Below are 23,030 nucleotides of genomic sequence, written 5' to 3'. Positions count from 1 at the left end.
GCCCCGGGGGGGCAGACCCGGCACCGGGCACGGCCGAAGGGCCGGGGGCACCGACTGCCCCCGGCCCTTCGGACCGCGCCGTTCCCGGCCGTTGACGACCGCTACGCGTACTTGCGCAGCTCCGCGCGGGCCAGCGAGCGCAGGTGCACCTCGTCGGGGCCGTCCGCCAGCCGCAGCGAACGGATCCCCGCCTGCCACGCGGCCAGCGGCAGGTCCTGGCTGACCCCGGCGGCGCCGTGCGCCTGGACGCACTTGTCCAGGATCCACTCCACCGTGCGCGGGGTGGCGATCTTGATCGCCTGGATCTCGCTGTGCGCGCCCTTGTTGCCCACGGTGTCCATCAGGTAGGCGGTCTTGAGCACCAGCAGGCGCAGCTGCTCGATCGCGACCCGGGCCTCGGCGATCCACTCACGGACCACCCCCTGCTCGGCCAGGGGCCGCCCGAAGGCCACCCGGTCCAGCACACGCCTGCAGGTCAGCTCCAGGGCCCGCTCAGCGACGCCGATGGAACGCATGCAGTGGTGGATGCGGCCCGGACCCAGACGGGCCTGCGCGATCGCGAACCCCTCACCCTCGCCGCCGATCAGGTTCTGCGCGGGGACGCGCACGTCGTCGAAGAACACCTCGGCGTGGCCGCCGTGGTCGCTGTCGTCGAAACCGAACACGCTCATGCCGCGACCGATCCGCAGACCCGGGGCGTCGCGCGGTACCAGCACCATGCTCTGCTGCCGGTGCCGCTCGGCCTCGGGGTCGGTCTTGCCCATCACGATCAGGATCTCGCAGGCCGGGTTGAGCGCCCCGCTGATGAACCACTTGCTCCCGTTGATCACGTACTCGTCACCGTCCCGGACGATGCGGGTGGTGATGTTGGTGGCGTCGGAGGAGGCGACGTCGGGCTCGGTCATGGCGAAGGCGGAACGGATCCTGCCGTCCAGGAGCGGTTCCAGCCACTGCTTCTTCTGCTCGGGGGTGCCGAACATGGTCAGCACCTCCATGTTCCCGGTGTCGGGGGCGGCGCAGTTCAGGGCCATGGGGGCCAGGCGGGAGCTGCGCCCGGTGATCTCGGCCAGCGGCGCGTACCGGAGGTTGGGGAGCCCGCCGTGTTCGGGATGCCCGGCCAGGAACAGGTTCCAGAGCCCCTGCTTGCGCGCCTCGGCCTTGAGGTCCTCGACGACCGGGGGGATCGCCCAGGGGTCCGTGCGCTCCTCCAGTTGGGCCTCGAACACGGGTTCTGCGGGGTAGACGTGTTCGTCCATGAAGGTCAGGAGCCGCTGGCGCAGTTCCTCGGTCTCGGCGTCGTAGGCGAAGTCCATCTAGTCCTCCTTGAGCATGGTGTGGGCGCGCTCCACCAGAGGGGCGACCACGTCGCCGATCCCGTCGAAGCCCGCTCCCACGGTGAGTCCCCGGCTGTGCCGGTAGTGGATGCCCTCGGCGATCACCGCGAGCTTGAAGCAGCCGAAGGCCACGTACCAGCCGAGCCGGGACACGTCCCGACCGGTCGCGGCCGCGTACATCTCGACCAGTTCGGGGGAGTGGGGGAAACCCTCGGCCGAGGTGGCGGGCAGGCCGCCGCCGGTGACCGGCTGCTCCCGGTAGACGAGCATCAGGCCCAGGTCGACGAGGGGGTCGCCGAGGGTGGCCATCTCCCAGTCCAGTACCGCGGTGAGCCGCCCGTCCCCGTCGACCAGCACGTTGTCGAGCCGGTAGTCGCCGTGCACGATCGCGGGCGCGGACTGTTCGGGCAGCGAGGCGGCGAGCCGGTCGCGCAGCTCGTCGATCCCGGGGATGTCTCGGCTGCGGGAGGCCTCCAGCTGCTTGCTCCAGCGCCGCACCTGGCGCTCCAGGAAGCCGGCCGGGCGGCCGAAGTCGCCCAGGCCCACCTCCTCGGGGTCCACCGCGTGCAGGTCGCCCAGCGTGGTGACCAGCCCGTCGGCGACCCTGCGCACGCCCTCGGCCCCGAGCGGAGCGATCTCGTCGCGGGTGCGGAAGGGGGTGCCCCGCACGTGCTCCATGACGTAGAACGGCGCCCCCAGCACCTCGGTGTCCTCGCACAGCAGGTGGGTGCGCGGCACCGGGACGGCGGTCTCGTGCAGGGCGGTCATGACCCGGTACTCGCGGGGCATGTCGTGCGCGGTGGCCAGTACGTGCCCCAGCGGCGGCCGGCGCACCACCCAGGAGCCGGTGCCGTCGGTGACCACGTAGGTCAGGTTGGACTTGCCGCCCGCGATCACCTCCCCGCTGAGCGGACCCGAGACCAGCCCGGGGGCTTCGCCGTCCAGGTGGGAGCGGAGCCGGTCCAGGTCCAGGCCGGGGAGTTCGTCGCTCATGCCTGCTCCTCGTCGCTGAACACCTTGGCCTGGAGGCGGCGCATCCCGGCGAGCCAGGCGTCGGTGTCGGTGGCCCTGGCCGCGTAGTAGTCGGCGGCCTGGGGGTGGGGCAGGATGAGGAAGCGCCCGTCGGCCAGCCCCGCCATCACGGCGTCGGCGACCTCCTCGGGGGTGATGGCGTCCCCGGACAGGATGGCCTGGCCTCCCGAACCCGAGTCGTCGAGCATGTTGGTGCGCACGCCCAGGGGGCACACGCACTGCGTGGTGATGCCGCGGTCCCCGTAGGTGGCCGACATCCACTCGCCGAAGGCCAGCGCCGCGTGTTTGGTCACCGAGTACGGGGCGCTGCCCAGCATGGTGAGCAGGCCCGCCGCGGACACCGTGGTGAGCAGGCGGCCGCGGCCGCGCTCCAACCAGCCCGGCAGCAGTTCCCGGGAGGCGCGTACGTGCGCCATCACGTTGACCTGCCAGGACAGGTCCCAATCGGCCTCCGGTGCCTCGGGGCCGCCGCTGACGGCGACCCCGGCGTTGGCCATGTACAGGTCGATCCCGCCCAGGTGGGCCCCGGCCTCGGCGATCAGGGCGGTGACGCCCTCCTCGCTCGCGGCGTCCCCGGGGACGGCGATCCCGCCGATCTCGCTCGCCACGGCCTCGGCGGCGTTCGCGTCCAGGTCGTTGACCACGACGCGGGCCCCGGCCCCGGCCAGCCGGCGGGCGACCGCCGCGCCGATCCCGTTGCCGCCGCCGGTGACCACGGCTCCGATGTCGTTCAGCTCCATGCCGTTCACACCCCTCCGGTGAGGGTGACGCCGCCGTCCAGCACCAGGGTGCGGCCGGTGACCCACGCGGCGTCCTCGGAGAGCAGGAACGCGACCGCGCCCGCGACGTCCTCGGGCAGGCCCAGGCGGCCCAGCGGGTACTGGGCGGCGACCTTCTCCTCGCGCCCCTCGTACAGGGCCTCGGCGAAGCGGGTCTTGACCACGGCCGGGGCGACGCCGTTCACCCGGATGTCCGGGCCCAGCTCCACCGCGAGCTCCTCGGTGATGTGGCTGAGCATGGCCTTGGTGGCCCCGTAGAAGCCGATACCCGGGGCGGGCTTGGTCCCGGCGACGGAGGAGACGTTGACGATGGCGCCGCCGTGCTCGGCCAGCCAGGCCTTGTGGACCTTCTGCACCCAGGAGATCGCCGAGAGCGCGTTGACCTCGAAGATCTTGCGGGCGGCGTCCAGGTCGAGGTCGACCATGCGGCCGTAGACCGGGTTGATCCCGGTGTTGTTGACGAACAGGTCGACGCTGCCGAAGGCCTCCAGGGTGGCGGCGATCGCCGCGTCCTGGTGCTCGGGGTCGTCGGCGCGGCCGGGGACGCCGATGGCGTGCTCGGGGCCGCCGAGGGCCTGGACCGCCTCCTGGAGGGTTTCGGGCTTGCGCGCGGTGATGCACACGCGGGCGCCCTCGGAGACGAGCCGTTGGGCGATGGCCAGGCCGATGCCGCGACTGGCACCGGTGATGATGGCGGTGCGCCCGCCGAACCGCGAAGTCATGCGTACTCCTTAGACCGACTGGTCGGTATGTCAGGGAGACTCTATGTCCGCGAAGGTGCGTGCCGCAAGGGGTACGCGGGCAGGTCAAGGGGCGAGAACGGCTCGGACGCGGGCGGGGGCGCCCGCACCGGAAACACAGGAGGTGCCGCCATGGCCACCGAGGTCACCGACGTTCCCGACAATCGCCGCTACGAGGTCAGAGCCGACGGTGAGGTCGCCGGATACGCCGAGTACATCCTCACCGACGACCTCATCACCTTCACCCACACCGAGATCGACCCCGCCTTCGAGGGCAGGGGGATGGGCAGCGTCCTGGTCCGCGAGGCGCTCGACGACGTACGCGGACGCGAACTGGCCGTGCTCCCGCTGTGCCCCTTCGTCAAGGGGTGGATCGAACGCCACCGCGACTACGCCGACCTGGTGTACCGCTCCCCGGACGAGTGAGTGCCCCGGACCCCGACCACCCGTACCCGGCACAGGAGGCCGAGAGTGAGCATCGACTACGGGCGCGAGATCGGTTTCGGCGATGTTGCTTCGGTGTGCGGGTTTGGGTCCCCCCTTTTCGCGGTGATCTTGCTACCAGGGGCAACTTCGGCGCCGAACTTGCCCCTGGTAGCAAGATCACCACGGGTTGGCCGGTTGGGGTCGCGGTGAGAGCGCACGAAGGCCCTCCGGGCGGTGTCGCCGCGCCGTCAGGGGGAACGATCGCTCCCGCGTCCGGTTCCTACGGGGGGAGTGGCCCTGGCTTCCACGAGCGGCAGCAGACAGATCACCTGGGAGGGCTTCTTCAATACCCGTGACCTCGGCGGCCTCCCCACCCGCCACGGCCGGACCACCCGCCCCGGGGCCTTCGTCAGATCCGCTGACCCGCGTTTCGTCACCGCCGAGGGGTGGCGGGCCGCCCGTGCCGCCGGTGTGCGCACCGTCGTGGACCTGCGCAACCCGGACGAGATCCGGCCGGTTCCGGGTAAGGGGCTGACGGGCGGGGGAGGATCCGCCTCCTTCCCCGCGACAACGCCCCGGGTGCCCCTCCCCCCGGGGATGACGCGTCTGGAGGTGCCCCTGGACCACGTCGAGGACGTTGCGTTCTGGCAGGAGATCAACCGTGGGCAGCTGAACGGGACCCCGCTCTACTTCCGCCCCTTCCTCGAACGCAAGGCCGAACGGTGCGCCGCGGTGATCACCGCGCTGGCACGGTCCGGGACCGGCGGCGTCCTGTTCCACTGCGGAGCCGGACGCGACCGCACCGGCCTGGTCGCTCTGCTGCTGCTCGCCCTGGCGGAGGTCGAGGCCGACGCGATAGCCGAGGACTACGCGCTGTCCACCGCCGCGCTCGGCCCCCTGTTCGCCGCGATGGGACAGGAGGACCAGGGGCCGGTGGTCGAGTCCCTGCTGGCCGACCGCGGACTGACGGTGCGCGGCAGTGTCCTCGACGTTCTCGGGGACCTGGACGCGCGGGCCCGCCTTCTGGAGGCGGGGGCCGCCGAGGAGGACCTCGCCCGGGTCCGGGACCGGCTCCTGGGCTGACCGGGACTCCGGGGCCTGCGTGAGCCGGACCCGAGAAATACCCGATATGTGATCTACGTCGTCAAGGTGACGCTTGTCGGTTTCTATCGGCAAGCCGACGGGGCGCCGCCCCGGCTTCCGACGAGCACCCGCCCACGGAATTGGGAAAACGACAACGAACTTTGCACGGGCGGCAAACCCGTGGTTACTGTCGAAGGGTGAACGACGACTTCGAGACCGTGCTGGACGCGGTCGGTCCGAGGCTCCGCGCGCTGCGCCGCCGGAGCGGAAGCACCCTGGCCGGGTTGTCCGAGGCCACCGGTATCGCCGTCAGCACGCTGTCCCGGCTGGAGTCCGGTCAGCGCAAGCCGGGGCTGGAGCTGCTGCTCCCCCTGGCGAAGGTCTACCAGGTTCCGCTGGACGAACTCGTCGGCGCCCCGGACAGCGGTGATCCGCGGGTGTTCCCCCGGCCGTTCACCCGCAACGGCATGACCGTCGTCCCCCTCACCCGCAAACCGGGCGGGCTGCAGGCCTTCAAACAGATCCTTCCGCCCGGGCCGGACGAGCCCCTGGCGGAGCCCCGTTCGCACGAGGGCTACCACTGGCTCTACGTGCTCAACGGGCGCCTGCGCCTGATCCTCGGCGACCAGGACTTCGTACTCGCCGCGGGTGAGGTCGCCGAGTTCGACACCCACCTGCCGCACTGGTTCGGCAACGGAGGCGCACAGCCGGTCGAGTTCCTGAGCCTGCTGGGCCCCCAGGGCGAACGGTTCCACATCAGGGCCCGTTACCGGCCCTCGCCGTAGCCCCGGGGGCGCGCGGACCCCGGCTCTAGGCCGAGGTGTCCAGGGTCAGTTTGCCGACGGTCCCGCGGCCGCGCAGGTCCTCGTGGGCGCGCCGGGCCTCGGACAGCGGGTAGCTCTGGCCCAGGACCGGCCGCAGGCGGCCCTCGGCGACCAGGGCGAACATCTCGCGCATCGCGCCGCCGACCACGTCACCCGGCAGCAGCCAGGCGTGCGGCAGCCACATGCCGCTCACGGTGGTGGAGAAGCGCATCAGGTTCGGCAGCTGCACGGACTTGGGCTGCTCGCGCGAGGCCATCCCGTAGAAGGCCAGCCGGCCGAAGGGCGCCAGCGCACGCACGCTCTCGTCGGTGACGCGTCCGCCCACCATGTCGAGTACGACGTCCACCCGGCGGCCTTCGTTGGCCTCGATCAGGGCGGCGGTCATGTCGGGGGCGGCGGAGTCCACGGCGGCGTCCGCGCCCAGGTCCAGGGCCAGCTTGCGCTTCTCCTCGCTGCTGGCGACCGCGATCACCCGGCCCGCGCCGAAGTGCTTGGCCAGCTGCACGGCGAGCGTGCCCACGCCGCCGGCGGCGGCGTGCACCACCACCGACTCGCCGGGTTCCATGCGCACGTTCTTGCGCAGCAGCACCCAGGCGGTCGCCCCCTGCACGACCAGGGCCAGCGCGGCCTCGTCGGAGACCCCCTCGGGGATCTCGAAGAGGGTGTTCGGGTCGGCGGAGGCCTTCTCGGCGTAGCCGCCGCCCCCGGTGAGCAGTCCCACGACCCGGCGGCCGTCCGCGGTCCGCCCCGCGATCTCGGCGCCCGGGACCATCGGCAGGGTGGAGGGCGCCAGGTAGGTGTTCTCGGCCTGGTGGGTGTCCGCGTAGTTGACGCCGCTGCGGGCGACGTCGACGAGGATCTCGCCGGGGCCCGGTTCCGGGTCGGGCAGCTCGGTGGGGGTGAGGACCTCGGGTCCGCCGAACTCGGTGATCTGGATGGCACGCATGGTGGGCCCTTCCTACTGGTTGAGCGGCATCAGCAGGCATCATACCGACCAGGTGGTATGCCCTGGGGTGCGGCCTGGTGGTCTGGTCGGATTTCGCTCGCACGGCCGGCCCCCTCGCGGCCGCGGGCCCGGCCGTGCACCGCGGGACCGCCCGCGGGCCCCTCCGCCGCCGCTGCGCCCCGCGTGGTGACCGGGCCGGGTGCGTCCCCGGGTCGCGGCGAGGTCTTGCGCGGTCAAAACTAACGGTGTTAGGTAGGTGTGCTACCGACTCCCAAGGAGGCACACGTGGACGCCGAACACACCGTGACGACCGTGAACGGCCGGGTCCGCGGGGTCCCCTCGCCGCGCTCCCGAGACGGTCGGGTCACGGTCTACCGGGGTATCCCCTACGCCGCCGCCCCCTTCGGCGGGCACCGCTTCGCCGCGCCCGCGCCCGCACCCTCCTGGGAGGGAACGCGCGACTGCGCCGAATTCGGCCCGCCGCCGCCCCAGGGCGACCAACTGATCGGTGCGGCCCACTGGGACCCGGACACCTCCCTGGACTGCCTCGTCCTCAACGTCTGGACCCCGGCGGCGGCAGGGGAGGACGCCCCGGTCCTGGTGTGGATCCACGGCGGCGCCTACATCGTCGGCTCCGGGTCCGAGGCCCTCTACGACGGCACCCGGCTGGCCGAAAGCGGCCTGGTCGTGGTCAGCGTCAACTACCGCCTGGGCTTCGAGGGCTTCGGCCACGTTCCGGGCCGCCCCGACAACCGGGGCCTGCTCGACCAGGCGGCCGCCCTGCGCTGGGTACGCGACAACATCGCCGGGTTCGGCGGGGACCCCGGCAACGTCACCATCGCGGGGGAGTCCGCGGGCGCCGGCTCCGTGGTCTGCCTGATGACCTCGCCCGAGACGCGCGGGCTCTTCCACCGCGTCGTCGCGCACAGCGTCCCCGGCGACATGGTCACCGCCGACGTCGCCCGCTCCGTCTCCGAGGCCGTGGCCAGGGCCGCCGGGGTGCCGCTGGAGGCCGACGCCCTGGCAGCCCTGGCACCGGAGAAGATCCTGGCGGCCACCGACGAGGTCCTGTCCGGCAGCGGCCAGGAGGGCGAGGGCGTGCGCACCAAGGCGTTCACCTGCTACGCGCCCGTCATCGGCGGCCCCGAACTCCCCGAACCCCCGCTGGAGGCGGTCGCCCGGGGCGCCGTCGCCGAAACGGACCTGCTCGTCGGACACAACACCGAGGAGTACCGGCTCTTCACCGAACTCGGACAACAGGTCCAGATCGACGGTGAGGAGGCCCTCGCGCACACCGCGAGCCGCCTCGGCCTGGGGGAGGGCGCGGTCGAGGCCTACCGGTCGGTGTACCCCGACGCCTCCCTGCACGACCTCTTCAACGAGATCCGCGGCGACGCCCTGTTCTGCGAGTACTCCGTCCGGCTGGCCGAGGCGCACGCGGCGGGCGGCGGCAGCGCGTACTTCTTCCGGTTCGCCGCCCAGAGCCGGGTGATGGAGGGCCGACTGGGGGCCTGCCACGCCTTCGACCTGCCCTTCGCGTTCGGCAACCTGGACTGCGACCTGGCGGTGTTCCTCTGCGACGGGGAACCGGACGCGGGTCTGCGTGCGCTGTCCGAACGCATGGTGGCGGCCTGGAGCGGTTTCGCGGCCACCGGCGACCCGGGGTGGCCCGCGGTCCGCCCCGGCACGACCGTGGTGCGGGTCTGGGACACGGAGGACTCGTTGGTGGAGGGCGACGCCTCCCCCGTGCGCACCCTGTGGGCGGACGTGCCGATCCCCTCCCGTTAGGGCGCGGATTCCGACGCGGAGAGCGTGCGCGGCGCCTCCCGGCAGCCCCCGTCGTACACCGGCTCCCGACCGGTATCCGGATCGATAACATGCGGATACGGGGTCGGTTACTAGTGTGACGGGGGTTGTTTCATGGTGGAGGACGTTCCGGAGGCGCTGCTGTCCGCCCGCGACGACGTCGCGCGCTTCCTCATGTCCTACAAGTTCGCCATCGACACGGTGATGGCGAAGGTGAACATCCTCAACGAGGAGTTCCGCTACACCCACGACCACAACCCGATCGAGCACGTCAGCTCCCGGCTCAAGACCCCCGCGAGCATCATGGAGAAGGCACGCCGGCGCGGGGTGCCCTACGACCTGAACCAGATCCGCGAAGCCATCCTGGACATCGCCGGGATCCGTGTGACGTGCAGTTTCATCTCGGACACCTACGAGATCCGGGACATGCTGGCCGGGCACGAGGACATCACGGTGACGGAGGAGCGCGACTACGTCCGCAACCCCAAACCCAACGGTTACCGCAGCCTGCACCTGCTGGTGGAGACGGCCGTGCGGATGTCCGACCGCACCCTGGACGTGCCGGTGGAGATCCAGATCCGCACCATCGCGATGGACTTCTGGGCCAGCCTGGAACACAAGATCTACTACAAGTACGCCAAGTCCGTACCCCAGGAACTGCTCGACGAGCTCCGCGAGGCGGCCGAGACCGCCAACCGGCTGGACGTGACCATGGAGCGCCTGCACGCCGAGGTCCGTGAGCAGGGCGACCGGGCCGGGACCCCGCTGCCGGGGCCGGAGGAACTGCGCAAGCTGCCGCTGGCCGACGAGCTGCTGGTCGCCCTGGCCGAGCGGGTCAACTCCGAGCGCTCCGACTGATCCCCGGCGCGGTGCCGGGGATCAGTCCACCTCGGTACGGGAGGTGACCTCGCGGGAGAGCAGGATCCGTTTCTCCCGGGTGTCGGCTGTGAGCACGGTGAGGAACTGGCTGCCGTTCTGCACGACGTGGGCGCGCACCACCTCGTCCCCGAGTTCGATGCGTTCCTCGGGCACCCACACCTCGTCGACGACGGCCGCCCCGAGGAGGACCGCGGCCAGGGCGAGGATCCCGACCCGGGCCACGAGGCGGTGGAAGAACCGGCGGACGGGGCCGCTGCGCAGGTCGACGAGGACCAGGAACGCGAACCAGGCCAGAGCCGCCGCCAGGGCGGGCCACGCGGAGAAGGAGAGCACGGCGGACGCGAACACGACCGCGAGGGCCACGACGACCAGCAGGGAGCCGGGGGAGCGGTTGCCCTCGCGCAGGTGGCGCAGGTGCCCGGCCGCGGTCAACGGTACGAGGAACGCCATCAGCCACAGGGTGATCCGCTCCGCGCCGAGGAAGGTCCCCACCACGACGGTGACCGCGTCGCCGAAGTCGATCGCGTCGGCCAGCCCGAACGCGGTCCGCCAGTCGTAGTGGGTGACGGCCATCAGACGCAGCAGGACGAACATGAAGGCGGCACCGGCCGCCGTGGTGCCCGCGGACCACAGGTGCGCGGTGCCCCGCTCCGGCCGCGGCTCGGTGCCGGTACTCGCCTCGCTCGTCCCGCCCATGGGCCCTCCGTGGTTCGTGTGGCGGACCGACGACCGTCGGGGCGGACCCGGTCCCGGTGCTCACGCTAGTGACAGGCGGCCTGACATGCGTCGATGCCGCACCGGTGGAAGCGGTACCGACCGGTCGGCGCGCGGGATCGGGTTTCGGGGCGCGCGCACCCGGATAGTCGAGGGTCAGGACCGGGGCCCGCCAGGGCCGGGCAGCGCTGCGGAAGGTCATCACCGGTGGACACCACGATCACCCTGCACGTGGACGGCGAGGAGCGGGTGCTCACCGTCGACACCCGAACCACACTCCTGGACGCGCTACGCGACCGGCTGGGGTCGACCTCGCCGAAGAAGGGCTGCGACCACGGCCAGTGCGGCGCCTGCACCGTCCTGCTGGACGAGCGCCGCGTCCTGTCCTGTCTGAGCCTAGCCGTCGCGCACGACGGCGCCCGGGTGACCACCGCCGCCGGTCTGGCCGCCCGGGATGAGCTTCATCCGGTCGCCCGGGCGGTGCTCGACCACGACGGTCTCCAGTGCGGTTACTGCACGCCCGGTCAGGTCTGCTCGGCCGTGGGGATGCTGGCGGAGGCCGGGGCGGGGTGGCCGAGCCACGCCACCGAGGACCTGACCGCCGCCGTCGAACTCGACGACGCCGAGATCCGCGAGCGGATGAGCGGCAACCTCTGCCGCTGCGGAGCCTACGCCAACATCGTCGCCGCGATCCGGGAGGTGTCCGGGTGAGGCCCTTCGACTACGAGCGCCCCGCCCGCGCCTCCGAAGCCGTCGCCGCGGTGGCCGCCGACCCCGGCGCCCGCTTCCTCGCCGGCGGCACCAACCTCGTCGACCACCTCAAGCTGGGGGTGAGCGCCCCCACCGCCCTGGTGGACGTGCGCGACGCCCTCGACGACACCGTCCAGGCGCTGGGCGACGGCGGTGTCAGGATCGGTGCCGGGGTCCCCAACAGCGACCTCGCCGCGCACCCGGAGATCCGGCGGCGCTATCCGGTCCTCAGCGCGGCCCTGCTCGCCGGGGCGTCCGGGCAGTTGCGCAACATGGCCACCACCGGCGGCAACCTGTTGCAGCGCACCCGGTGCGTGTACTTCCAGGACGTCACCACGCCCTGCAACAAACGCGAACCCGGGTCCGGCTGTTCGGCGCTGGAGGGGCACGGCCGCGACAACGCCGTCCTGGGGGCCTCGGAGTTCTGCGTGGCCACCCACCCCTCCGACATGGCGGTGGCCCTGTGCGCCCTGGAGGCCCGGGTCAGGGTCCTGGGCCCCGACGGGGAGCGCACCGTCCCCCTCGACCACTTCCACCGGCTGCCCGGCGCGGCCCCGGAGCGGGACACCGTCCTGTCCCACGGCGACCTCGTCACCGCCGTCGAACTCCCGCCCCCGCCGGAGGCCGCGCGCACCGCCTACCGCAAGGTCCGGGAACGCGCCTCCTACGCCTTCGCGCTGGTCTCCGTGGCGGCCGTCGTCCGGGTGCGCGGCGGCCGGTTCGTCGACGCGCACATCGCCTTCGGGGGACTGGCCCACGCCCCATGGCGGGCCCGCCGTGCCGAGGAGGCACTGCGCGGCAGGCCCGTGACCGAGGAGGCCTTCCGGGTGGCGGCCGACACCGAACTCGCCGGGGCGCGCCCCGGCCGTGACAACGCCTTCAAGGTGCCGCTGGCCGTGAACACGCTCGCGTCGGTCCTGCGCGAACTCACCGAGGAGGTTCGATGACCGCACCACGGACACCGGCGGTCGGCGCCCCGACGGCCCGGCTCGAGGGCCCTGCCAAGGTCACCGGTACCGCACCGTACGCCTACGAGCACCCGGCCACCGACCCGCTGTACCTGCACCCCGTGCTCTCGACCGTGGCCCGCGGCCGCGCCACCGTCGTGCACACCGCCGAGGCCGAGCTGCTCAAGGGTGTTCACGCCGTTCTGACCAGTGCGAACGCGCCGCGTCTGGCCGACACCGAAGACGCCGAGTTCGCCGTCCTGCAAAGTGACGAGGTGGCCTTCCGGGGCCAGTTCGTCGCCGCGGTCGTGGCGGAGACCCCCGAGACCGCGCGGGAGGCGGCCGCCCTGGTGCGGGTGGAGTACGAGGAACGGCCGCACGAGGTGGAGCTGGACCCCGGTCACCAGGACCTGCACACGCCGCGGGAGAGCGACACGGGATCGCCCCCCGACACCCGTCAGGGCGACGTCGAGGCCGAACTGGCGCGTGCGGTGGTCCTGGTCGACGAGGTCTACCGGACGCCCCGGCAGGACAACAACCCCATGGAGCCGCATACCACGGTCGCCCTGTGGGAGACCCTTCCCGACCGGCTCACCCTGTACGACTCCACCCAGGGCGTGCACACCGTCCGGGAGACGATGGCCGCCGTGTTCGGCCTGGACCCCGAGAACGTGCGCGTCACGGCGCCCCACGTCGGGGGCGGGTTCGGTGCCAAGGGCGCGGCCAAGGCGCACAACGTTCTGGCCGGACTCGCCGCGCGTGCCGTGCCCGGCCGCACCGTCAAGTTCGCGCTCACCCGGCGGCACATGTTCAGCCTGGTCGGCTACCGCTCGCCCACCGTCCAACGGATCCGGCTCGGCGCGGACGCCGCGGGCCGCCTGGGCGCGGTGGTCCACGACTCCACGGGGCTGACCTCGAGGGTCAAGGAGTACGTCGAGCAGAGCGGGCTGTGCTCACGGATGATGTACGCCGCACCCGCCCGTGCCACCACCCACCGGTTGGCCGCCCTGGACGTGCCGATCCCGTTCTGGATGCGCGCGCCGGGCGAGGCGCCCGGCATGTTCGCGCTGGAGACGGCCATGGACGAGCTCGCCGAGGCGTGCGGGGTGGACCCCGTCGAACTTCGGGTCCGCAACGAGCCCGGGGCCGACCCGGAGACGGGGCGGCCGTGGTCGGGGCGCCGCCTGGTGGAGTGCCTGCGTGAGGGCGCCGAACGCTTCGGCTGGTACGAACGGGACCCGTCCCCGGGGCCGCACCGGGACGGCCAGTGGCTGGTGGGCACCGGGGTGGCCTCGGCCGTCCACCCGCGCGCGAACAACCCGGGGTCGGTGGCCGAGGTCGAGTACGGGTCCGACGGCCGGTACACGGTCTCCATCGGTGCCGTGGACATCGGTACGGGCGCCCGGACGGCGCTGACCCAGATCTCCGCCGAGGCGCTGGACTGCCCCGTCGGGCGGGTACGGCTGCGGATCGGCGACTCGGACCTGCCCGGGGCCACCGTCGCGGGCGGTTCCTCGGGGACCTCCTCGTGGGGGACGGCCGTCTTCGAGGCGGTCCGCGCCTTCCGCGACGAACACGGGGCCGATCCCGGGCCGGGGGCGCGCACCCGGGCCGAGGCCTCGCACAACCCGGACCTGGAGCGCTACGCGATGTACTCGTTCGGGGCGCACTTCGCCGAGGTGCGGGTGCACGCCGACACGGGGGAGGTCAGGGTGCCCCGGATGCTGGGCGTGTTCTCGGTGGGCAGGGTGATCAACCCGCGCACGGCCCGGTCGCAACTGGTGGGCGGCATGGTCATGGGGCTGTCGGCGGCCCTGCACGAACACAGCGTGGTGGACCCGCGCCACGGCCATGTCGTCAACGGCGACCTGGCCGGATACCACGTGGCGACCAACGCCGACGTGGGCGGTGTGGAGGCCCACTGGCTGGACGAGACCGACCCGCACCTGAACCCGATGGGCGCGGCGGGCGTCGGTGAGATCGGCATCGTGGGGATGCCCGCCGCCATCGGCAACGCCGCCCGCCACGCGACGGGTCTGCGGGTACGCGAGCTCCCGCTGACCCCGGACCGCTTCCTGCACTGACCTGCGGAGGGCCGGTTCCGCACGGGTGCCGCGACGGTGTCGCCACCGGCCCAACCACCGCCGCCGGCTCAGCGGCCACCACCGGAGGCACGACCACCGCCACGACCACCGCCACCACTGCCGCAACGGAGACCGGGGCACGGGATCCCGCTCCCGGGGCGTCGCACAGGAGGGAAGATGAACGGAGCGACCTCGCGGGTGCCCGCGGCCGACCGGAGGGCGCCACGACCCGGCGGGGCCGACGACGCCCACGACGCATGGGTCGCCGACGAACTCACCCGGGCCGTCGGCGCCGGGGAACTCGACCTTCCGTTCCCGGGCGGAGGCGACACCCGGAACCGCTGGCGGGCACTGCGGGACCTGGCCGAACGCGACCTCTCCCTGGCGCGGTTGGCGGAGGGCCACACCGACGCCGCCGCGATCCTGGCCGAACTCGGAGCGACGCGGCCCGGACCCGGACAGGTGTGGGGTGTGTGGGCGGCACACCCTCCCGGTGCCGTGCTGACCGCGGTGCCCGAGGACGGCGGATGGCGCCTGCACGGCACCAAACCCTTCTGCTCCGGGGCGCACACGTGCACCCGCGCGCTGGTCAGCGCCGAGGTCGACGGCGGCGAACGACGGCTGTTCGCGGTGGACACCGGCGGTACCGAACCGGTCGAGGGAACGTGGGCCTGCGCGGGCATGGCCGCCAGCGACACCCTGACCGTCGCCTTCGACGGCGTCCCCGCCGATCCGGTGGGCCCCGCGGGCGCCTACGTCCGCCGGCCCGGCTTCCACCACGGCGGCGCGGGGGTGGCCGCCTGCTGGTTCGGCGGTGCCCTGGCCCTGGCGGCGCCGCTGGCGGCCCGCGCCGCCCGGGACTCCGCCGACGTGCACACGCGCACCGCGTACGGGGCGGTGGACCGCGACCTGCACGCCGCGGGCGCGGTGCTGGAGCTGGCGGCGGACGGGATCGACGCGGACCCGCAGGACACCGGGGGAGGGGCCGCACTACGGGCCCGACGGGTGCGCGCGGTGGTCGCCCGCGTCTGCGGCGACGTCCTGCGCCGGACCGGTGAGGCGCTGGGGGCGGGACCGCTCGCCGCCGACGCCCGGCACGCCCGCGCCGCGGCCGACCTCGCGGTCTACCTGCGCCAACACCACGCTGACCGCGACCTGGCCGTTCTGGGCGGTCAGGCCGCGGGAGAGGAGGGGGACACACATGGGCTCCGAAGGTGACACACCCGCACGGGTGCACCCGATCGACGCCGAGGGCACGCCCGAGCGCCGATGGCGGGAGTGGGGCGACCTGGAACGGCTGCCGCGCCTGGACCTGGGCGGAACCGCGCACGCGGTGGTCGTCGCGCCCCACCCCGACGACGAGACCCTGGGGTTCGGGGGAGGCCTCGCACTGCTGGCAGACCAGGGCACCGCAGTCACCGTCGTGGCGGTGACCGACGGGGAGGGGTCCCACCCGGGCAGCAACGTCCTGACCAGGGCCGGACTGGTCGCCGCACGGGCGGTCGAACGCGGGCGCGCGCTCTCCTCCCTCGGTGCGCGCGGCGTCGAACTCCTCCGTCTGGGCCTTGCGGACGGGGACGTCGCGTCGCGCGAGGACGAGCTCACCGAACGCCTCGCCGCCGTGTGTGCCGACGCCGACCTGTGCGTGGCGCCCTGGGAGGGCGACCTGCACCCCGACCACGAGGCCACCGGCCGCGCCGCCCGCGCAGCCGTCCGGGACCAGGGCGCACGGCTGCTCTCCTACCCGGTGTGGATGTGGCACTGGGCGAGCCCGGAGGGCGAGGCGGTGCCCTGGTCCCGTGCGTACCGGATCGACCTCACACCGGACGTCCAGGACCGCAAACAGGGGGCGGTCGGCGCCTTCACGACCCAGACCGCCCCGGTCGGAGCACTGCCCGAGGACCGCGCCGTCCTGACCCCGGACATGCTCGCCCACTTCTCACGCGATTACGAGGTGGTCTTCCGGTGAGCGTCGAAGGCGTCTACTTCGAGGCCCTCTACGCGGGTTCCGAGGACCCGTGGGGGTTCCGCACCCGGTGGTACGAGCGGCGCAAACGGTCACTGACGCTGGCCTGCCTGCCCCGGGAGAGGTACGTGCGCGCCTTCGAACCGGGGAGTTCGATCGGTGTCCTGACCCGCGGCCTGGCCGACCGGTGCGACTCGCTCCTGGCCTGGGAGGGGGCGCCGGAGGCGGTCGCCCGGGCCCGTGCGGACCTGGCCGACGCCCCCCACGTCGAGGTGGTGCGGGCCAGGGTCCCCGAGCGGTGGCCGCGGGGCGCGTTCGACCTCGTGGTCCTCTCGGAACTGCTCTACTACTTCGACGACGGCGACCTGGGTGTGCTGTTGGACCGCACCGCGGACTCGCTCGCCGGAGGGGGGACACTCGTCGCCGTGCACTGGCGCCACCCGGTCGCCGACCACGTCCGCTCCGGGGACGAGGTGCACCGGGCGGTCGCCGCCCGGGCCGAGCTGGCCCGGACGGCGTGCCACGAGGAGCGGGACTTCCTGTTGGAGGTGTACGAGGCCGCCGGCGGGGGCGCGCCGTGTTCGGTGGCCGAACGGGAGGGGCTGGTGTGACCGGCGCCGTCGTCGTGGTGGTCCCGGCACACGAGGAGGCCGCGTCGATCGTGCCGTGCCTGCGCGCCGTGCACGCCTCGCTGCGCCTGTGCGGTGTGGCCCCGGAGCGCCGCCACTCGGTGGTGGTCGCGGACGACTGCACCGACGCGACCGCCGCCCTGGCCCGGCGGGAGGGCGCCCGCGTCGTCGAGGTCGCCCACCGCAACGTGGGCGCGGCCCGGCGTGCGGGCGCGGCCCGGGCGTTGGAACTGGTCCGGCCCCGGGCGATGGAGGACGTGTGGCTGGCCACCACCGATGCCGACACCCTGGTCCCCGTGCACTGGCTGCCCGCACAGCTGGCCCTGGCCCGCACCGCGGACGCGGTGGTGGGGACCGTGGAGGTGCGGGACTGGTCCGAGCGGCCGTCCTGGCTGGCCGAACACTTCGCCCGGACCTATCCGTTGGCGCGGGCGGACGGGCACCCCCACGTGCACGGGGCCAACCTCGGGGTGCGCGCCTCGGCCTACCTCGCCTGCGGCGGGTTCCCCGAGCTGGCCCGCGCGGAGGACCACGCCCTGGTGACCGCGTTGGCCGCAGGGGGCTACCGGGTGAGCCGCCCCCGCGACCTGCGGGTGGTCACCTCCGCCCGCAGGGCCTCCCGGGCCGCCGGAGGGTTCGGGGACTGCCTGAGCCGGATCAGCGCTCCCGATCCCCTCCGTTCCGGGGCCGTGGCGGAGACGGGGGACCCGGGACCGGGCTGAGCCGGTCCGGCGACGGAACCGCTCACGGGCCTTCCGGAGCTGGGCGGGGCCGGGTCTTCCTGGAGGGAGACGGAGGGGTGGGCCCCTCCGTCTCCTCGTCCGCGGCCCGGTCAGCCCTTGGTCAGACCGGCGCGGCGCAGCGCGTCGGCCATGGCGCCCGAGGCCGCCGGGGAGCTGTCGCGGCCCCCGCGGCCGCCGTTGCCGCGGCCACCGTTGTTCTGGCGGCCGTTGCCGCCGCCGCGGCGCTGCTCACCGCCCCTGCCGCCGTTGGCCCGGCGACCGTTGTCGCCCTGTCCGCCGCGGCCGCCGCGCTCACCCCGGCCGCCTCCCTGACCGCCGGAGGCCGGGGCCTCGTCGTCCAGGCGCATGGTCAGCGAGATGCGCTTGCGCGGGATGTCCACGTCCTGGACCTTGACCCTGACGATGTCGCCCGGCTTGACGATCTCGCGCGGGTCCTCCACGAACCTGTGCGAAAGGGCCGACACGTGCACCAGGCCGTCCTGGTGCACACCCACGTCCACGAAGGCGCCGAAGGCGGCCACGTTGGTGACCACGCCCTCCAGGACCATGCCCTGCTCCAGGTCGTCCAGCTTCTCCACACCCTCCTTGAAGGTGGCGGTGGTGAAGGCGGGGCGCGGGTCGCGTCCGGGCTTGTCCAGCTCGCTGAGGATGTCGGTGACGGTCGGCAGCCCGAACTTGTCGTCGACGAACTCCTCCGGGCGGACGGCGGACAGCGCCTTGCTGTTGCCGATCAGCGACGGCAGGTCGCTGCCGGTCCGGTCCAGGATGCGACGGACCACGGGGTAGGCCTCGGGGTGCACCGCGGAGGCGTCCAGCGGGTCGTCGCCGCCCGGCACCCGCAGGAAGCCCGCGCACTGCTCGAAGGCCTTGGGGCCCAGCCGCGGCACCGAACGCAGGGCCTCACGGGTCCGGAAGGGGCCGTTGGCGTCGCGGTGCGAGACGATGTTGCGGGCCAGGGTGGAGGTCACACCCGAGACCCGGGTCAGCAGCGGCACGGAGGCGGTGTTGACGTCCACGCCCACACCGTTCACGCAGTCCTCGACCACCGCGTCCAGGGAGCGGGACAGCTTCGCCTCGGCCAGGTCGTGCTGGTACTGGCCCACACCGATGGACTTGGGGTCGATCTTGACCAGCTCCGCGAGGGGGTCCTGCAGGCGCCGGGCGATGGAGGCGGCCCCGCGCAGGGACACGTCCAGGTCCGGCAGCTCCTCGGTGGCGTAGGCCGACGCCGAGTACACCGACGCGCCCGCCTCCGACACCATCACCTTGGTGAGCCCGAGTTCGGGGTGGCGTTTGATCAGGTCGCCCGCGAGCTTGTCCGTCTCCCGGGAGGCGGTGCCGTTGCCGATGGCGACCAGCTCCACACCGTGGGCGGCGCACAGTTTGGCGAGGCGGTCGATCGACCCGTCCCAGTCGCGGCGCGGGGCGTGCGGGAAGACGGTGTCGGTGGCCACGACCTTGCCGGTCGGGTCGGTGACGGCGACCTTCACCCCGGTCCGCAGACCCGGGTCCAGGCCCAGCGTGGCGCGGCTGCCCGCGGGGGCGGCCAGCAGCAGGTCGCGCAGGTTGGCGGCGAAGACGTTGACGCCGTCGTCCTCGGCCTGCTGCCACAGGCGCATCCGCACGTCGATGTCGAGCCGGACCAGGATGCGGGTGCGCCAGGCCCAGCGCACGGTGTCCTGGAGCCAGCGGTCGGCGGGGCGGCCCCGGTCCACGATCCCGAAGTGGGCGGCGATGGCGTTCTCGTAGCTGCTGCGCGGCACGGTGCCGTCGGGGCCCGCCTCGGGGGCCTCCTCCGGCTCCAGGGAGAGGGTGAGGACCTCCTCCTTCTCGCCGCGGTACATGGCCAGGACGCGGTGCGAGGGGAGCGCGGTCAGGGGTTCGGAGAAGTCGAAGTAGTCGGCGAACTTGGCTCCGGACTCCTCCTTGCCCTCGCGGACCGCCGAGCCCAGGCGCCCCTTCTTCCACAGGCGTTCGCGCAGGTGACCGGTGAGGTCGGCGTCCTCGGCGAAGCGCTCCACGAGGATCGCGCGGGCGCCGTCCAGGGCGGCCTTGGCGTCGGCCACGCCCCTGTCGGCGTCGACGTAGGAGGCGGCGAGTACCTGCGGGTCCTGGTCCGGGTCCCCGAACAGGGTCTCGGCGAGCGGTTCGAGGCCGGCCTCGCGGGCGGTCTGGGCCTTGGTGCGGCGTTTGGGCTTGTAGGGGAGGTAGATGTCCTCCAGGCGGGCCTTGGAGTCGGCCGCGTTGATGCGGGCCTCCAACGCGTCGTCCAACTTGCCCTGGGAACGGATCGACTCCAGGATCGCGCTCCGGCGTTCGGCCAGTTCACGCAGGTAGCGCAGGCGTTCCTCGAGGGCGCGCAGCTGGACGTCGTCCAGCGCCCCGGTCGCCTCCTTGCGGTACCGGGCGATGAAGGGCACGGTCGACCCGGCGTCGAGCATGTCGACGGCGGAGCTGACCTGGTGCGCGCCGACGCCGAGCTCCTCGGCGATGCGCTGGTCGATCGTGGGTGTCACAGGGGTCGTCACGAGTTAACGTCCACTCTCTGGCTGTTCGGTGCGCGGACATTCTCGCGGTGCGCGCGGGCGTTGTCACTCCGGCGCGTCGCCGTCCGCACTCCCAGGTTCCCGCACGGCGGTGCGTGCTCGGGCCCGGGACGTCCGGGGCAGGGGCCGGGCCGGAGCCGGGAGGCTCCGCTCAGTTGGTGCCGTCGAGGTAGTCGGGGGCGTAGTACTCGTCGACGGGCACGGGGCCGCGGTAGCCCTGGCACATGCACTGGCGGTAGGTGGAGGTGGCCTGCCCGGTCCAGCGGCCGGGGATGACGACCTGGGTCTGGCAGCGCTTGGTCTCCTGGTCGTGGAAGACCAGGTTGTGGCCGCAACCGCAGATCGGCTGGGGTGTCTGCTGGCCCCGGGGGAGGGCCCTGCGGCCGTTCTGGTGCTGCTGGAGTTCCTGCCTGGCCCGGCGGTTGGCCGTGTGACGGCCGGCCAGGAACCCGCCGATCGCGATCGCCACCCCGATGACCATGGAGAACGGCTCCATGCGGTAACACCCTCCTTTACTCCGGGTCCGGCCCCGCGTCGGCCCCTGTTCATTGTCACCCATGGGACGGCTCTTCGGGGAGGGAGGTTCCCGGCGCTCCGGTACGCGGCACCGGAAGTTTCGCAAAGAAAACTCTGCAAAGTTAGCTTTGCAAAGAAAGCTTTGGCGTATGCTGCGAGCATGAGCGAGGAAGAGAACCCGGCGGCGCCCGAACCCGGCCCCATGGAGGTCGGCGCCGACGCCCTGCGCGGCCTGGCCCACCCCCTGCGCGCCCGGATCCTGGACGAACTCTCCGTCCACGGGCCCGCGACCGCGACCATCCTCGGCAACCGGCTGGGGGAGAGCAGCGGGTCCACCAGCTACCACCTGCGCCAGCTCGCCCGGTACGGGTTCGTCGAGGTCGAACCGGGCCCCGGCCAACGCGACCGCTGGTGGCGGCTCCGCCCCGGCGGCTGGCGCGTGCGGGGAACCGAACTCCTGCGCGGTCCCGCCACCCGCGAGGCCGCCGAGATCGTCCTGGACCGCTACTACGGCGGGCGCCGTGAACGGCTCCGTCAGTGGCACGCCCTCAGCGGCGAACGGCCCGACGATCCGGAGGTGCGCCGCTGGATCCAGGCGGCACAGGACTCGGTCGCGCACGTGCGGATGAGTCCGGAGGAGGCCGAGGAGTTCGCCAGGGACCTCCAGGCCTTCGTCCGGGAGCGCTCGCTCCCCTTCCAGGGGCGCACGGCCCGGAGCCACCCCGACACCGAGTCCGTCGAGCTCCAGACCGACCTGTTCCCCAACCTCCTCGGACCGGAGGAGGCTCCCGTCGTCCCGGACACGCCCGCGGACGGCGACGACGGCGCCCCCGCCGACCAGTAGCCACCTGAGCCCCCGCCCTCTTCAGGAGACCACTGTGCCCCCAGCCCCCGCCGGCACCGCCGGCGCCGCACCCCCGAACACCCCGCCCCCGGACACCCCGCCCCCCACCGCCGGAACCGCCCCCCGGGACCGGCGCCTCAGCGGCACCTTCCACCGCTTCTGGGGCGCCGGGGTCTTCACCAACCTGGGCGACGGCATGATCCTCGTGGCCCTGCCGCTGATCGCCACCACCCTCACCCAGGACCCCTTCCTGGTCTCCGGGCTGACCGCCACCCGCTTCCTGCCCTGGCTGCTGCTGTCCCCCCTGTCCGGGCTGCTCATCGACCGGGTGAACCGGATGCGTGCCATGGCGGTGGCCAACGCTGCCGCGGCCCTGACCATGCTCGCTCTGGCGGGAGCGATGCTCACCGGCCACCTCTCCATCTGGCTGCTGTACGCGGCCATGTTCGTGGTCATCGCCTGCGAGACCGTCTCCGACCCGGCCAGTCGCATCGCCGTCGTCGAACTGGTCCCCGCCCGGTTGCTGGACCGGGCCAACAGCCGCCTGGAGGGCGGACGCCTGGTCGCCCAGGACTGCCTGGGCCGCCCGGTCGCCGGTTTCCTGTTCGCCGCCGGCGCCGTCGCACCCCTGCTGGGGATCGCCGGAGCCTACGCGCTGTGCGCCGTGCTGCTGTGCGCCATCCCGCTGGTGTGGCGCAGGCACACCCCGCCGCCGGGCCCCGACGGAGCCGACGCAGGCGCCGGGGCAGAGGGAAGCGAGGGCCGGGACCGGCAGGGCTTCCTCCGCTCGCTCGGTGAGGGGTTCCGGATGGTCTTCACCGACCGCATCCTGCGCGGCAACATGCTCTGCAACGCCGGACTGATGATCGGCATGAACATGACCGCGTCCCTGCTGGGCCTCTACGCCCAGAACGCCCTGGGGGTCCCCATCACCCTCTTCGGGCTCTTCCTGCTCTCCAGCGCGGTCGGCGGCGTCCTCGGCTCCCTCGTGGCCGCCCGCCTCCTGCGGCGGGTCGGCCGTCGCACGGTCGTGACCAGGGGTTACGCCGGAGCGGGACTGTTCCTGGTGGCGGCGGGCCTCGCCACGGAACCCCGCCTCGCCTTCCTCGCCCTGGCCGGCGTCGGTTTCTGCGTGGTCGTGTCCAACGTCGCCGCCGGACTCTACTTCCAGACGGTGGTCCCGAACGCGGTCCGGGGCCGGATCGCCGGGGCCAGCAAGACGATCGGCTGGGGGCTGGCCCCGGTCGGCGCTCTGCTCGGCGGCCTGCTCGGCCGGATCGACCTGGCCCTGCCCTACCTGGTGGGCGGTGCCGTGATCCTCCTGGCCACCTTCCTGGCCCGGAGGATCATCGCCGAGACCGCACGGCTGGCCGACGAGGCCGCCGCCCGGCTCACCACGGAGGCTGCCGGGCGGTGACCGTCCGGGCCCCGGAAGCCGGGCC

22 protein-coding genes are annotated in these 23,030 nt (G+C 73.2%); 14 read left to right on the top strand and 8 right to left on the bottom strand.

Going from position 1 to position 23,030, the window contains the following annotated elements; all coding sequences use genetic code 11:
* Window positions 1–101: 101 nt before the first annotated feature.
* Genes IE195_RS13580 through IE195_RS13565 form a run of 4 tightly spaced genes read right to left on the bottom strand, consistent with a single transcriptional unit; the run spans window position 102 to window position 3,867 of the window.
* Window positions 102–1,313, bottom strand: a complete 1,212-nt coding sequence (locus IE195_RS13580; protein ID WP_191271270.1) for an acyl-CoA dehydrogenase family protein — start codon at window positions 1,311–1,313, stop codon at window positions 102–104.
* On the bottom strand, window positions 1,314–2,327 hold the full coding sequence (locus IE195_RS13575; RefSeq protein WP_191271268.1) for a phosphotransferase family protein: 1,014 nt from the start codon (window positions 2,325–2,327) through the stop codon (window positions 1,314–1,316).
* Window positions 2,324–3,106, bottom strand: coding sequence for an SDR family oxidoreductase (locus tag IE195_RS13570; protein WP_191271265.1), 783 nt, complete (start codon window positions 3,104–3,106; stop codon window positions 2,324–2,326). Before IE195_RS13570 ends, IE195_RS13575 begins: the two co-directional genes overlap by 4 nt.
* Before the next feature lie 5 nt (window positions 3,107–3,111).
* Window positions 3,112–3,867: an SDR family oxidoreductase gene (locus tag IE195_RS13565; RefSeq protein ID WP_191271263.1), complete on the bottom strand. Its 756-nt coding sequence runs from the start codon at window positions 3,865–3,867 to the stop codon at window positions 3,112–3,114.
* A gap of 150 nt (window positions 3,868–4,017) precedes the next feature.
* Between IE195_RS13565 and IE195_RS13560 the strand changes: the two genes are divergently transcribed.
* From IE195_RS13560 to IE195_RS13550, 3 genes are all read left to right on the top strand, one after another.
* Window positions 4,018–4,311 carry a GNAT family N-acetyltransferase gene (locus IE195_RS13560; RefSeq protein WP_191271261.1) on the top strand — a complete coding sequence of 98 codons (294 nt, stop codon included), beginning with the start codon at window positions 4,018–4,020 and terminating at the stop codon, window positions 4,309–4,311.
* 291 nt (window positions 4,312–4,602) lie between these two features.
* Window positions 4,603–5,394 carry a tyrosine-protein phosphatase gene (locus IE195_RS13555; protein ID WP_229826196.1) on the top strand — a complete coding sequence of 264 codons (792 nt, stop codon included), beginning with the start codon at window positions 4,603–4,605 and terminating at the stop codon, window positions 5,392–5,394.
* A 197-nt stretch (window positions 5,395–5,591) separates the two neighbouring features.
* Window positions 5,592–6,179, top strand: a complete 588-nt coding sequence (locus IE195_RS13550) for a helix-turn-helix domain-containing protein (protein ID WP_191271259.1) — start codon at window positions 5,592–5,594, stop codon at window positions 6,177–6,179.
* A 25-nt stretch (window positions 6,180–6,204) separates the two neighbouring features.
* On the opposite strand, the gene IE195_RS13545 is transcribed toward IE195_RS13550, so the two are convergent.
* Window positions 6,205–7,164: a quinone oxidoreductase family protein gene (locus IE195_RS13545; protein ID WP_191271258.1), complete on the bottom strand. Its 960-nt coding sequence runs from the start codon at window positions 7,162–7,164 to the stop codon at window positions 6,205–6,207.
* Between the two features lie 285 nt (window positions 7,165–7,449).
* On the opposite strand from IE195_RS13545, the gene IE195_RS13540 reads away from it, so the two are divergent.
* Window positions 7,450–8,952, top strand: coding sequence for a carboxylesterase/lipase family protein (locus tag IE195_RS13540; protein WP_191271257.1), 1,503 nt, complete (start codon window positions 7,450–7,452; stop codon window positions 8,950–8,952).
* A 132-nt stretch (window positions 8,953–9,084) separates the two neighbouring features.
* Window positions 9,085–9,828, top strand: a complete 744-nt coding sequence (locus IE195_RS13535) for a GTP pyrophosphokinase (RefSeq protein ID WP_191271256.1) — start codon at window positions 9,085–9,087, stop codon at window positions 9,826–9,828.
* A 21-nt stretch (window positions 9,829–9,849) separates the two neighbouring features.
* Here IE195_RS13535 and IE195_RS13530 read toward each other — a convergent pair whose 3' ends face one another.
* The gene (locus IE195_RS13530; protein WP_191271254.1) at window positions 9,850–10,545 is read right to left on the bottom strand and encodes a hypothetical protein; all 696 of its coding nucleotides are present in this window, start codon (window positions 10,543–10,545) and stop codon (window positions 9,850–9,852) included.
* A 225-nt stretch (window positions 10,546–10,770) separates the two neighbouring features.
* Here IE195_RS13530 and IE195_RS13525 point away from each other — a divergent pair, with 225 nt between their 5' ends.
* The 7 genes from IE195_RS13525 (at window position 10,771) to IE195_RS13495 (ending at window position 17,661) form a co-directional block, all read left to right on the top strand.
* Entirely contained in the window at window positions 10,771–11,274 is a 504-nt protein-coding gene (locus tag IE195_RS13525; protein WP_191271251.1) for a 2Fe-2S iron-sulfur cluster-binding protein, read from the top strand.
* Entirely contained in the window at window positions 11,271–12,260 is a 990-nt protein-coding gene (locus tag IE195_RS13520; RefSeq protein WP_191271249.1) for an FAD binding domain-containing protein, read from the top strand. Before IE195_RS13525 ends, IE195_RS13520 begins: the two co-directional genes overlap by 4 nt.
* Window positions 12,257–14,344 carry a xanthine dehydrogenase family protein molybdopterin-binding subunit gene (locus tag IE195_RS13515; protein WP_191271247.1) on the top strand — a complete coding sequence of 696 codons (2,088 nt, stop codon included), beginning with the start codon at window positions 12,257–12,259 and terminating at the stop codon, window positions 14,342–14,344. Before IE195_RS13520 ends, IE195_RS13515 begins: the two co-directional genes overlap by 4 nt.
* Before the next feature lie 177 nt (window positions 14,345–14,521).
* On the top strand, window positions 14,522–15,562 hold the full coding sequence (locus tag IE195_RS13510) for an acyl-CoA dehydrogenase family protein (protein WP_225942397.1): 1,041 nt from the start codon (window positions 14,522–14,524) through the stop codon (window positions 15,560–15,562).
* Window positions 15,546–16,313 carry a PIG-L deacetylase family protein gene (locus IE195_RS13505; protein WP_191271244.1) on the top strand — a complete coding sequence of 256 codons (768 nt, stop codon included), beginning with the start codon at window positions 15,546–15,548 and terminating at the stop codon, window positions 16,311–16,313. Before IE195_RS13510 ends, IE195_RS13505 begins: the two co-directional genes overlap by 17 nt.
* Complete coding sequence (locus IE195_RS13500) at window positions 16,310–16,921, top strand: SAM-dependent methyltransferase (RefSeq protein ID WP_191271241.1); 612 nt, start codon at window positions 16,310–16,312, stop codon at window positions 16,919–16,921. The genes IE195_RS13505 and IE195_RS13500 overlap by 4 nt, the downstream gene beginning before the upstream one ends.
* Window positions 16,918–17,661 carry a glycosyltransferase family 2 protein gene (locus IE195_RS13495; RefSeq protein ID WP_191271239.1) on the top strand — a complete coding sequence of 248 codons (744 nt, stop codon included), beginning with the start codon at window positions 16,918–16,920 and terminating at the stop codon, window positions 17,659–17,661. The genes IE195_RS13500 and IE195_RS13495 overlap by 4 nt, the downstream gene beginning before the upstream one ends.
* Before the next feature lie 110 nt (window positions 17,662–17,771).
* On the opposite strand, the gene IE195_RS13490 is transcribed toward IE195_RS13495, so the two are convergent.
* Both IE195_RS13490 and IE195_RS13485 read right to left on the bottom strand, forming a co-directional pair.
* On the bottom strand, window positions 17,772–20,210 hold the full coding sequence (locus IE195_RS13490) for a Tex family protein (protein ID WP_229826195.1): 2,439 nt from the start codon (window positions 20,208–20,210) through the stop codon (window positions 17,772–17,774).
* Window positions 20,211–20,379: 169 nt separating this feature from the next.
* The gene (locus IE195_RS13485; RefSeq protein WP_191271238.1) at window positions 20,380–20,724 is read right to left on the bottom strand and encodes a hypothetical protein; all 345 of its coding nucleotides are present in this window, start codon (window positions 20,722–20,724) and stop codon (window positions 20,380–20,382) included.
* 180 nt (window positions 20,725–20,904) lie between these two features.
* On the opposite strand from IE195_RS13485, the gene IE195_RS13480 reads away from it, so the two are divergent.
* Window positions 20,905–21,588, top strand: coding sequence for a winged helix-turn-helix domain-containing protein (locus tag IE195_RS13480; RefSeq protein ID WP_191271237.1), 684 nt, complete (start codon window positions 20,905–20,907; stop codon window positions 21,586–21,588).
* Between the two features lie 34 nt (window positions 21,589–21,622).
* Complete coding sequence (locus IE195_RS13475) at window positions 21,623–23,005, top strand: MFS transporter (protein WP_191271236.1); 1,383 nt, start codon at window positions 21,623–21,625, stop codon at window positions 23,003–23,005.
* The last annotated feature ends 25 nt before the right edge of the window (window positions 23,006–23,030 follow it).

It is taken from the genome of Nocardiopsis terrae (assembly GCF_014651695.1).
GTDB classification, from domain to species: Bacteria; Actinomycetota; Actinomycetes; order Streptosporangiales; family Streptosporangiaceae; genus Nocardiopsis; species Nocardiopsis terrae.
This window is presented reverse-complemented; position numbering and strand designations above follow the sequence as displayed.

Excerpts from the sequence above, each read along its gene's own strand:
- IE195_RS13580 (WP_191271270.1), bottom strand. The coding sequence starts at position 1,313 with ATGGACTTCGCCTACGACGCCGAGACCGAGGAACTGCGCCAGCGGCTC.
- IE195_RS13575 (WP_191271268.1), bottom strand. The coding sequence starts at position 2,327 with ATGAGCGACGAACTCCCCGGCCTGGACCTGGACCGGCTCCGCTCCCAC.
- IE195_RS13570 (WP_191271265.1), bottom strand. The coding sequence starts at position 3,106 with ATGGAGCTGAACGACATCGGAGCCGTGGTCACCGGCGGCGGCAACGGG.
- IE195_RS13565 (WP_191271263.1), bottom strand. The coding sequence starts at position 3,867 with ATGACTTCGCGGTTCGGCGGGCGCACCGCCATCATCACCGGTGCCAGT.
- IE195_RS13560 (WP_191271261.1), top strand. The coding sequence starts at position 4,018 with ATGGCCACCGAGGTCACCGACGTTCCCGACAATCGCCGCTACGAGGTC.
- IE195_RS13545 (WP_191271258.1), bottom strand. The coding sequence starts at position 7,164 with ATGCGTGCCATCCAGATCACCGAGTTCGGCGGACCCGAGGTCCTCACC.
- IE195_RS13535 (WP_191271256.1), top strand. The coding sequence starts at position 9,085 with ATGGTGGAGGACGTTCCGGAGGCGCTGCTGTCCGCCCGCGACGACGTC.
- IE195_RS13530 (WP_191271254.1), bottom strand. The coding sequence starts at position 10,545 with ATGGGCGGGACGAGCGAGGCGAGTACCGGCACCGAGCCGCGGCCGGAG.
- IE195_RS13515 (WP_191271247.1), top strand. The coding sequence starts at position 12,257 with ATGACCGCACCACGGACACCGGCGGTCGGCGCCCCGACGGCCCGGCTC.
- IE195_RS13510 (WP_225942397.1), top strand. The coding sequence starts at position 14,522 with ATGAACGGAGCGACCTCGCGGGTGCCCGCGGCCGACCGGAGGGCGCCA.
- IE195_RS13505 (WP_191271244.1), top strand. The coding sequence starts at position 15,546 with ATGGGCTCCGAAGGTGACACACCCGCACGGGTGCACCCGATCGACGCC.
- IE195_RS13485 (WP_191271238.1), bottom strand. The coding sequence starts at position 20,724 with ATGGAGCCGTTCTCCATGGTCATCGGGGTGGCGATCGCGATCGGCGGG.
- IE195_RS13480 (WP_191271237.1), top strand. The coding sequence starts at position 20,905 with ATGAGCGAGGAAGAGAACCCGGCGGCGCCCGAACCCGGCCCCATGGAG.